Below are 10,672 nucleotides of genomic sequence, written 5' to 3' on the forward strand. Positions count from 1 at the left end.
CGTGTGTGTTCCAAGAGCTTGAGGAGTCCCCGATGACAATGACCAACAAAAAGCGCCGAGCGAGCCCCGTGGGCTATGCACCGCGCAGCGCCTTCCAGATCAACCCAGTCGCGGCGGCCTGCTCGGCGTTGATCTTTGCGACCGGCGTGGCCTATGCGCAGACCGAGCCCGCCAAGGAAGCCGACAAGAAAGACAAGGCCACCGAAGAGGTCCAGACCGTCACGGTGACGGGTATCCGCCGAGGCATCGAAGCGGCGATCGCCATCAAGAAGAATTCCGACTCGATCGTCGAAGCGATCTCGGCCGAAGACATCGGCAAGCTGCCCGACGTCAGCGTCGCCGAGTCGATCTCACGCCTGCCGGGCGTGACGACGCAGCGCAGCACGGTGACCGGCCGCGCGCAGCAGATCAGCGTGCGCGGCATGGCGCCCGACTTCAACGGTGGCCTTTTGAACGGTCGCGAGCAGGCTTCCACCGGCTCCAGCCGCAGCGTCGAGTTCGACCAGTACCCGGCCGAGCTGCTGGGCAGCATCGTCGTCTACAAAACGTCCGATGCGTCGTTGATGGGCCAGGGCCTGTCGTCGACCACCGACATGCAGACCGTGCGTCCGCTCAACTTCGCTGAGCGCGCGTTCGTCGTCAACTACCGCCATGAGTCGACCAGCAAGGCCGAGAACAAGCCCGGTTTCAGCACCGGCAGCGGTGACCGTGCCTCACTGTCCTACATCGACCAGTTCGCTGACCGCAAGCTGGGTGTCGCACTGGGCTACACCCACCACGAAAACAAGGGCGGCGGCCGGCCGAACTTCAACACCTGGGGTGGTTGGGTTCCGCTGTACGACACCGCGAGCAACACCACCAGCGCCTGCAACAAACCCGATGGCGCACCGGACGACTGGACGCCTCCCGGCACCTGCGTGAAGGTGCCTGGTGGGTTCACGACCGACATCGAGACCACCAACTTCAGCCGCGACGCCGGGTTGGCGGTGCTGCAGTTCAAACCCAGCAAGGAGTTCGAGTCGACGCTCGACGTGCTGTATTCGAAGGGCAAGTTCTCGGTCATGAAGCGCGGCCTCGAAGGCCCGGTCGGTGCCTTGTCCTCTGGCGCGAACGACCAGGGTGGTCGGTTGGTCGACGCCACCATCAGCAACGGCGTGGTGACTTCCGGTACGTTCGAGAACTGGAAGGGTGTGATCCGCAACCACAACGAGGATTACACCGACGAGCTGACGTCCATCGGCTGGGGCAACACCTTCAAGGCTGGCGACTGGAAGCTGAACTTCGACTTGTCCCACTCGAAGGTGAGGAAGGTGTCCGAGCGTTTCGAGACGACAGCCGGCATCCCGGGCAACGCGTACAACGCTGACGACACCATTTCCTGGACAGGTTTCAACGGCAGCAACCTCGCCGATGTGCACTACACCAGCGGCCTGAACTACTCCGACCCGAACCTGATCAAGCTGACGGACGTGCAGGGTTGGGCTGGCGGCAGCGGCGTGCAAGACGGCTACTACGCCAACCCGATCACGACCGACAAGATCGACGCGCTGAAGTTCGTGGCCGGCCATGACGTGGCTTGGGGCCCGATCGTCTCGGTCAATGGTGGCTTGAACGTTTCGACGCGCACCAAGGACCGCGTGACCCGCGAAGGCGCGCTGGTGCTGCCGGGCGCGCTGGACGCTGACGGGAACGTGATCGATCGGTTGATCTCTGCCGACATCCCCAATGCGTCGCCTGGCGTCGGAGGCCTGACGGGCATCCCGACCCTGAACTGGAATCCGGCCGGCTCGCTTGGCTCGGTGTACCAGCTGAACCCTTGGTCGGATCACGACATCATCGGCAAGACCTGGGGCGTGAAGGAAAACGTCAGCACCGTCTTCATGAAGGGCGACATCGACAGCGAGATTGGTGGCATCGCGCTGCGCGGCAACGTCGGTGTGCAGATGATCGGCACCCGCCAGTCGACGACCGGATTCCGCGTCAACCAGGCCACTTGCAATGGTGGCACCCACAGCTGCGACTACACGGCGCTCACGTCGAGCCACAGCTTCACTGACGTGCTGCCCAGTCTGAATCTGGCGGCCGACCTGGGCGGTGAAAACGTCGTGCGTTTGGGCCTCGGCCGCGTGCTGGCGCGCCCCAACATGGAGGACATGAAGCCGACCATTGACTTCAGTGTCAAGAGCGACGGAAAGAATGCCGATGGCTCCTCGCGCACGCCGTACTTCAACGGCACTGCGGGCAACCCAGACTTGGAGCCGTTCCGCGCCAACGCCTTGGACCTGTCGTACGAGAAGTACTTCGGCAAGAAGGGCTACGTCTCGGTGGCCGGCTTCTACAAGGATCTGGACACCTATATCCTGAAGGTGACTCGGCAAGGCTACGACTTCGCGGGTCTGCTGACGCCGGGCAACACCATCCCGCCGGCGGGTACGGTGGGTGACATCACGCTGCCTGTCAACGGCAAGGGTGGCACCATCAGCGGCGTCGAGTTGGCCGTGAACGTCCCGCTCTCGCTGGTCAGCAACTGGCTCGACGGTTTTGGCGTGATGGCCAACTACTCGAACACCGACAGCTCGGTCAAGTTGCCGGCCTCGGGTTTCTCAGGCCAGAACGTCAACACACCGAACATCCCGCTGCCGGGCCTGTCGAAGGAAGTGACCAACCTGCGCTTGTACTACGAGAAGTACGGGTTCCAGGTCGCGGTGGCTCGCCGCGATCGCTCGGCCTACCTGGGCTCGATCTCCGACTACCAGGACAAGACCCAGCTGGTCTATGTGAAAGCCGAATCGCAGCTGGACGTTCAGGCCGCCTACGACTTCGATTGGGGCTTCCTGAAAGGCTTCTCGATCCTGGCGCAGGCCAACAACCTGACGAACTCGGAGTACGCGGAATACGATGCCAACAACGGCAACGTCACCAACCGCAAGAAGTTCGGCAAGTCCTACCTGATCGGCCTGAACTACAAGTTCTGATCGACCGGGTTCGGTGGGTGGCATGGCTGCGAAGCCTGTCCACCCGCGCGTTCATCGCCGGGGGCCACGAGGCCCCCGCTTCGTTTTCCGCTTGACCTGTTCACAAGGTGCACGATGCAGACCGACCTGTTGAAAACCATCGTCATCGTTGGCGGCGGCACTGCCGGCTGGATGACTGCCGCGGCCTTTGCCACCGCATTGAAGGGCCGCTATCAGATCCGAGTCGTTGAGTCGGACGAGATCGGCGTCGTCGGCGTCGGCGAGGCGACGATCCCGATGATCCAGATCTTCAACAAGATCGTCGGCATCGACGAGGCCGAGTTCATCAAGGCGACGCAAGGCACCTTCAAGCTCGGCATCGAGTTCGTCAACTGGGGCAAGCTGGGCGACCGCTACATGCACGGTTTCGGCAAGATCGGCCAGGACCTGTGGACGGTGCGCTTCGACCAGTACTGGCAGAAGATGCAGGCGCTGGGCCGCGCCAAGCCGCTGGAGCAGTACTGCATCACCCGCATGGCAAGCAAGCTCGACCGCTTCCTGCCGCCGCAGCCGAACGTGCCGAACTCGCCGCTGAACGACATCGCCTATGCCTATCACTTCGATGCGAGCCTGTACGCGCGCTTCCTGCGGCGGTTCTCCGAGGCGAAGGGCGTACAACGTATCGAAGGCCGCATCGACCGTGTCTCGCAGCGCGAAAACGATGGCCACGTCGACGCGGTGGTGCTGGCCAGCGGCGAGCGCGTCGAGGGCGAGTTCTTCATCGATTGCTCGGGCTTCCGCGGCCTGCTGATCGAGCAGACGCTGAAGACCGGCTATGAAGACTGGACGCATTGGCTGCCGTGCGACCGTGCGCTGGCCGTGCCTTGCGACTCGGCGCCGAAGCTGACGCCCTACACGCGTTCGACTGCACACCGCGCCGGTTGGCAGTGGCGCATTCCGCTGCAGCACCGCATCGGCAATGGCCACGTCTACTGCAGCCAGTTCATCAGCGACGACGAGGCCGCAGCGACGCTGCTGTCCAACCTGGATGGCAAGCCGCAGGCTGACCCACGGCCGATCCGCTTCACCACCGGGATGCGCAAGCAGGCCTGGAACAAGAACGTCGTCTCGGTCGGCCTGGCCAGTGGCTTCATGGAGCCGTTGGAGTCGACCAGCATCCACCTGATCCAGTCGTCGATCCAGCGCCTGATCGACTACTTCCCCGACCAGGGCTTCAACCCGGTCGACATCGCCGAATACAACCGCCAGTCGCGCTTCGAGTACGAGCGCATCCGCGACTTCATCATCCTGCACTACAAGCTGAACCAGCGCGACGATTCGCCGTTCTGGCGCGCCTGTGCCGACATGGCGATCCCCGATTCGTTGGCGCACAAGATCGAGCTGTTCCAGACGCACGGCCGCATGGTGCGCATCGACAACGAGCTGTTCACCGAGTTCAGCTGGCTGCAGGTGTTCGAAGGCCAGAACCTGGTGCCCAAGTCCTACCACCCGCTGGTCGACCTGCAATCCGAAGATTCGATCGCGGAGTACCTGGAGAGCGTGCGTCAGGTCATCGTCAAATGTGTCGACGTGATGCCGGACCACCAGGCCTATATCGACAAGAATTGCAAGGCGCCGCCAGCTGGGATCCGACAGGACGGGCGACTAGGATAGGCATGAATTCCTGCGCTGCGCTCCCAAGGTGGGCGGCTCTCCTCGTCCTGGCATGGGGAAGTTTCGCCAATGCAAATGAGCCACTGCGCGTCAGCAAAGGCAATCTCGACATTTCCATCGAATCCGTTGATGTGCTCGGCAGCTACATCGTCAGTTATGTGCTGCGCAACCGTGACGAGGACTTCTACTGCATCAGCTACGGATCACTGGACGCTCAGCACGTGGAGTTCACGGGCAAAGACGACGGGCTGGTGGAGCTCAATGAGATCTCGGATCCGCCCTTCGAAGACCACCTGGGGGTCAACTATTCCGAGCCCTACCTGATCCTCGAACCCGGCTCCCAGCGGAAGGTATCGATCGACATGTCGAAGTTCGCGCCGATGGACGGTATTTACCGCTACGAGGCCGTGTTTCTCTACTTTCGCTGTGCCGACGTCATCGACCGCAGCCGGATTCGTGCTCGCCGCACGATCCAGGGTTACGTCTCCGACGCGAAGGGCGAGGTCACCGTCCGGCCGCCCGTTCTTCCGAAGCGAGTCGCGCCGTCGAAGTAGCAAAGGTTTGCGGGCAGTGGCCCTTGAGCACTACCCGCCGACCTGCGCGGCCTGCAACCGCCGCCTTACTGCCCGCGCATGCGGCAGCCATCCCAGCGTCGCCCAGCGGCGCCACATCAGCAGGCCGCGGATCCATTCGTCGGCGGCGTAGGCGAGCCACAGGCCGGGCAGGCCCCAGCCGAAGTGGATGCCGAGCAGCCAGCTGCCGCCGGCCAGCACGATCAGCATCGAGACCGAGCCGACGGCGACCGGGTAGCGGGCGTCGCCGGCGGCGCGCAGCGCGTTGATGACGACCAGGTTGAAGGTGCGGCCGGGCTCCAGCACGATGGTCATCCACAGCAGCATCTGGCCGGCGGCGATGATTTGTGGGTCGTGCGTGAACAGGCGCAGCAGCCAGGGTGAGGTCAGCGCGACGACGCTTGCCACCGCGACGCTGACCATCAGCCCACGCGCCATCGCGCGGCGCACCAGCTTGTGCGCCTCGTGCCAATGGCCGGCGCCGATCAGGTGGCCGACGAGGATCTCGACGCCCAGGCCGGTGGCTAGGCCGAACAGCAGCACGCCGTACATCAGCTGCGAGGCATAGGCCTGCGTCGCCAACGCCTGTGCGCCGAGTTGCGCGGCGACCGCCACGCTGACCATGAAGGCCAGCCGGTAGGCGATGTTCTCGGCTGCGCCGGGCAGCCCGATGTGCAACATCGCGGCCAGCTCGCGCCGCGGTGCGTGCCACCAGTCGCGCCAGTGCGGCACCAGGTTCAGGCGCAGGCGCCACAGCCACAGGTGCAGCGCAACGCCGAGCACGCGGCTCGCCCCCAATGCGAGTGCGAAGCCGGGCAGGCCCAGCGCTGGCAGCGGGCCCGCGCCGACCATCAACGGAATGGCCAGTGCCAAGTGGCTGGCGTGCATCGCGATGATCACCGCCAGTGTGTCGCGCGTGCGCAGGTGGGCACGCATCACGCCGGCCATCGCCGCGTTCCAGGCATCGAGCAGCAGCGCCGGCGCCAGCACGGTCAGGAAGGGCACGGCCAACGGCATGACTTCGGCTGGTGCGCTCATCAGGCGCAGCATCGGTGCGGCGCCGAAGAAGGCGAGCAATGCGGTCGCGCCGCCGATCCAGGTGCTGGCGCCGAGCGCCGCGCGGGCGACGCGTTCGGCTCCCGCGTGTTGGCCGCCGCCCAGGTTCTGCGTGATCACCACGCCGATGCCGGCGCCGATGATGCGAAAGACGATGAACAGCGTCGCCGCGATCTGGTTCGACAGTGCAAAGCCGGCGCCTGCCGCGTCGGACATGCGAGCCGCCAGTGCGGTGCCGACCACGCCGACCCCGATGCCCAGCAGGAACTCGACGAACAGCGGCCAGGCCAGTGTGAACAGCCGCGGGCGCGGCGGGGCAGGGGTCATTCAGCTGAAGATAGCAGCACCACGCCACCGAGTGCAGGCAACTGCAGCGTCAGCTGCCTGTTCTCGGCAATCGCGGCCGGATGGTTGCCATTCAAAGCATCGGACCAGCGAGCTGGCGCACCGGCGGGCAACGTGACGCTCACCGTCCGCGGCGCATCGGCGTTGTTGGTCGCCGTGAGCGCCCATCGCTTGTCCAGTCGCCGCGCCAGCACGATCGCGTGCGCGTCGGTGAACAGCGGCGCCTCGAGGCTGCCGCGACGCAGCACCGGCTCGGCGTGGCGCAGCGCGATCAGCCGCTTGAACTCGGCCAGCATCGCTTCGTCAGGCTTGCCGCCTTCGTCGGCCCATGGGTAGGTCGCGCGGTTGTACGGATCGTCGCCGCCGGTCACGCCGACCTCGTCGCCGTAGTAGACCGCCGGTGCGCCGGGGAAGGTCATCTGGAACAGCAGCGCCATCCGGTAGCGGCGCTTGGCCAGCGATATCGCCTCGGGCGAGGCGCCATCTGTCCAGCCCAGCACGTGCAGTGAGCGTGCTTGATCATGCGTGGATAGCAGGTTCATCAGCGCATAGAAGGCCTGCGGCGGGTAGGCCTCGCGCATGGCCTCGATGTTGCGATAGAGCAGGCTCGAATCGCCGCCGGCTGCGTACTCGAGCAGCGTGTTGCGGAAGATGTAGTTCATCGTCGAGTCGAAGGTGTCGCCGAGGAAGTACTTCGAGCTGTCGAACCATGTCTCGGCGATCGTGATCGCATCGGGCTTGTGGGCCTTGATCGCGGCGCGCCATTCGCGCCAGAAGTCGTCGGGCACCCACGGCGCCACGTCCATGCGCCAGCCGGCCGCGCCACGGTCGAGCCAGGTCTTCATCACCGAGTTCTTGTCGCCGTAGGCAAAGGCGCGCCAGGCGGGCGAGGCCTTGTCCAGCTCGGGCAGGTCGCGCACACCGACCCAGCCTTTGAACTGCTTGTCCGGGTCGGTCTGTTTTGCGTCGAGCGTGAACCAGCTGGCGTAGGGCGAGGCCGCATTGATGCGGCCGTTCTGGAACGCGCCATGGTCGCCGTGGTTGCCGTAGCGGTTGAAGTAGACCGAGTCGCTGCCGACATGGTTCAGCGACGCGTCGGGGATCACGCGGATGCCTCGTTTCGCTGCTTCGCGGCACAGGCGCTCGAAGTCTTCGTTCGTGCCGAAGGCCGGGTCGACGCGGTGGTAGTCGGCGGTGTCGTACTTGTGGTTGCTGGCGGCCTGGAAGATCGGCGTCATGTAGATCGCGTTGGCACCGAGCTCGCGGATGTAGTCGAGCTTGTCGATGATGCCGGCCAGGTCGCCGCCGAAGAAGTCGTTGTTGTAGACCGCGTCCGAGCCGTCGCCGGTGCCGGGCTTCCAGGGCTTGTCGTTCCAGTGGCGGTGCAGCTCGACAGTCTGATCCTGGTAGCGGTCCTTCCCCGGTTGGGGATCGTTGCGCTTGTCGCCGTTGCGAAAGCGCTCGGGGAAGATGTAGTAGTAGACGAGGTCGGGCGCGTAGTCCGGCACCTTGAAGTTGGCGTCGTAGACGGTCTGGCGAAAGCGGCGGATGGCGCTGGTGCGAGTCGGCAGCGTTGCCACCGCGCCTGCACCGTGGCTGCCCTTCTCGCGCGTCCAGAAGACGGCTTCGGCGTTGTTCTGCAGCACGAAGGTCTGGCCGTCGATCTCGGCCTCGAACCAGTAGCCGTAGACGGCCTTGGCGCCGAAGCGATGCTGTGTGGTCCAGCGTTCTTCGCCACCGCTGGTGGCTTCGCGCACCATCGGCACGCGGGCGACCGGCAGGTACTCCAGCACCTCCTGGTTGCCTTCGAGCTTGCGCTGTTCGATGACCAGGGTCAGCTTCGACACACCCGGCTTCGCGTTGACGGCGAACTGGACCAGCGTGTTTTCGACCACCGCGCCGAAGGGGGTCTTGTGCGCCAGAGCGCGCGAATCGAAGCACAGGCTTTGCGCCACCGGGTGCTCGACCGGTCGCGCGTTCGGGTCGGCAAAGGTCTTCGGGCCCAGGCTGATCAGCGGACGCTCGGCGACGATCACCGCGCGCAGCGTCTGCTCACCGTCGAAGTCGAGCGTCTGCCCTTCCGAAGTCAACGATGGTGTCCACGCCGCATCGGCCAGCTTGAACTCGTGCTTGCCTTTGAGCTTGGTGTTCAGGTAGTAGGCGTCGCAGCTGTACTGCAGCGCGTACTCGTCGAGCGCGGCCCAGTTGTTCATTGAGCCGCGCAGGTACAGCACGGTCTCGCCGAATGGCGGCGCTGCGCTGGGGCAGTCTTCAACGCTCAGGGTCGGGGTGGCAAGGGTGTCGGGGCTCATCGTCAGCGTGATGCGGTGGGTGCCGTTGAAACGGCGCGTGATGTCAGGGCCCTGGCGCTGCAATTGCGCGCCGCGGCCCTGGCCGAAGTCGGCATCGGGCGACCAGGGTTCGTCGCCGATCTTGAAACGTTGATCACCGGTCAGTCGGGTGACCAGCACGTAGCGGTCGCAGGCCCAGCGCAGGCGGTAGGCATCGTCGGCGGCCCAGGCGTTGAAGCTGCCGCGCAGGTACAGCGCACGGCCGGCCAGCGGGTCGGTAGAACAAGGGGGAGCGCCGGCGGCACTGGCTTGCGCCGCGAACAGCCCCAGCGCAGCGCCAACGACATGAGCAAACCGTTGGCGTGCGCCTCCCGTCATTGCACCCGCTTGTAGTTGGTGTAGCCGCCAGGCGGCGTGATTTCGGGCTTCAGGACCAGGAACGAGCCGGCCGGCACGGTGACCTGCAGCAGAGCCGAATTCACACGCAGTCGCTCGGCAGGCTTGGCTGCGTCCTTGGGCACGCCGATCAGGTCGACCAGGCGGGTGCCGTCCATGATCTTCGAGTCGGGGATCAGCACCGTGTCGGTGACATCGGCGTTGCTCGGGTTGACCAGCACGAATACGGCGTCGCGGGCCCGGTCGGTGTAGCGCTCGAACGCGAACAGGCGCTGGCTTTCGAGCAGGCGGAAGTTGCCGACTCTCAGTGCGCGCTCGCCGTGGTGCATCCTGACCAGCAGTTTGGTCCACGCCAGCGCTGCGTTGTCGGGCGTGGCCTGGTCCCAACGCATCGGTGCACGCATCTCAGGGTCTTCGCCGCCCAGCATGCCCAGCTCGTCGCCGTAGTACAGGTTGGGTGAGCCGGGTAGCGTGAACTGCAGCACCTGCGCGAGGCGGCGCTGGCGTTCGTCGGGCAGAGTGGTGGCCAGGCGAGCGGTGTCATGGTTGCCGAGGTAGAGCCAGCTCTTGAGCATTGGCTCGACGCCGGTCTCTTCGACCATGCGGTTGACCATGCGCGCAGCGGCGGTGGGCTCGAGCTGACCGCTGGCCGTGCGCAGGATCAGCTGGCGCAGCGTGAAGCCGAGCACGCCGTCGACGGCTGGGAACCATTCCTTCGGGTAGTTGGCGATTTCGCCGATGACCAGCGAGCCGGGCTTCTCGCGGTGCGCGGCCTGGGTCAGTTCATTCAGGAAGTCAGGGCCGATGTCGAAGGCGACGTCGAGTCGCCAACCGTCGATGCCGTCGCGCAGGTAGCCGCGCACGACCGAGTCGGGCTTGGCGTAGAGGTGGTCACGAACCTCAGGGTTCTCGAGATTCAGCTCGGGCAGGTTCTGCGCCAGTGCCCAGGTGCGCACGCCACCTTCGTACTGCGGGCCGAAGACGAACCACTGTCGGTACGGGTTGTCCAGGCTCGCGTCGGCCTGCTTGAAGACCAGCGAGTTGCGGCCCATGTGGTTGAACACCCCGTCGAGCACCAGCTTCATGTGGCGGCCATGCAGGTTGGCGGCCAGGGCTTTCACGTCTTCGCGCGTGCCGTACTCGGGTGAGACGACCTTGTAGTCCAGCGCGTCGTATTTGTGGTTGGTGTAGGCCAGGTGGATCGGGTTCAGGTACAGCACGTCGGCGCCCAGCTGCTGCACGTGGTCCAGCTTGCTGCTGAGGCTGGGCAGGTCGCCACCCCAGAAGTCGATCTCGTGGCTCCAGACCTTGGCGTCGGACAGGTACTTGCCGGCGCGCGGCAGCTCGTCCCAGCCGCGCAGCACTTTCGGCGCGGGGTAGAGGT

6 protein-coding genes are annotated in these 10,672 nt (G+C 65.2%); 3 read left to right on the forward strand and 3 right to left on the reverse strand.

The window, feature by feature from the left end; genetic code table 11:
• Positions 1–32 precede the first annotated feature (32 nt).
• The 3 genes from AC1DYI_RS03805 (at position 33) to AC1DYI_RS03815 (ending at position 5,182) form a co-directional block, all read left to right on the forward strand.
• The gene (locus tag AC1DYI_RS03805; RefSeq protein WP_477202740.1) at positions 33–2,975 is read left to right on the forward strand and encodes a TonB-dependent receptor; all 2,943 of its coding nucleotides are present in this window, start codon (positions 33–35) and stop codon (positions 2,973–2,975) included.
• A gap of 114 nt (positions 2,976–3,089) precedes the next feature.
• Positions 3,090–4,628, forward strand: a complete 1,539-nt coding sequence (locus AC1DYI_RS03810) for a tryptophan halogenase family protein (RefSeq protein ID WP_477202741.1) — start codon at positions 3,090–3,092, stop codon at positions 4,626–4,628.
• 2 nt (positions 4,629–4,630) lie between these two features.
• Positions 4,631–5,182 carry a hypothetical protein gene (locus AC1DYI_RS03815; RefSeq protein WP_477202742.1) on the forward strand — a complete coding sequence of 184 codons (552 nt, stop codon included), beginning with the start codon at positions 4,631–4,633 and terminating at the stop codon, positions 5,180–5,182.
• A 30-nt stretch (positions 5,183–5,212) separates the two neighbouring features.
• Here the strand turns inward: AC1DYI_RS03815 and AC1DYI_RS03820 are convergent, their stop codons facing one another.
• From AC1DYI_RS03820 to AC1DYI_RS03830, 3 genes are all read right to left on the reverse strand, one after another.
• Complete coding sequence (locus AC1DYI_RS03820) at positions 5,213–6,583, reverse strand: MATE family efflux transporter (protein WP_477202743.1); 1,371 nt, start codon at positions 6,581–6,583, stop codon at positions 5,213–5,215.
• A complete protein-coding gene (locus AC1DYI_RS03825) occupies positions 6,580–9,270 on the reverse strand; it encodes a glycoside hydrolase family 13 protein (RefSeq protein WP_477202744.1) in 2,691 nt (896 codons plus the stop codon). The genes AC1DYI_RS03820 and AC1DYI_RS03825 overlap by 4 nt, the downstream gene beginning before the upstream one ends.
• Positions 9,267–10,672: alpha-amylase family glycosyl hydrolase (locus AC1DYI_RS03830; protein WP_477202745.1), on the reverse strand; the 1,406-nt coding region annotated here is incomplete at its 5' end. The genes AC1DYI_RS03825 and AC1DYI_RS03830, both read right to left, overlap by 4 nt.

The organism is Ideonella sp. P3_A4 (assembly GCF_056403075.1).

Excerpts from the sequence above, each read along its gene's own strand:
- AC1DYI_RS03805 (WP_477202740.1), top strand. The coding sequence starts at position 33 with ATGACAATGACCAACAAAAAGCGCCGAGCGAGCCCCGTGGGCTATGCA.
- AC1DYI_RS03810 (WP_477202741.1), top strand. The coding sequence starts at position 3,090 with ATGCAGACCGACCTGTTGAAAACCATCGTCATCGTTGGCGGCGGCACT.
- AC1DYI_RS03815 (WP_477202742.1), top strand. The coding sequence starts at position 4,631 with ATGAATTCCTGCGCTGCGCTCCCAAGGTGGGCGGCTCTCCTCGTCCTG.
- AC1DYI_RS03820 (WP_477202743.1), bottom strand. The coding sequence starts at position 6,583 with ATGACCCCTGCCCCGCCGCGCCCGCGGCTGTTCACACTGGCCTGGCCG.
- AC1DYI_RS03825 (WP_477202744.1), bottom strand. The coding sequence starts at position 9,270 with ATGACGGGAGGCGCACGCCAACGGTTTGCTCATGTCGTTGGCGCTGCG.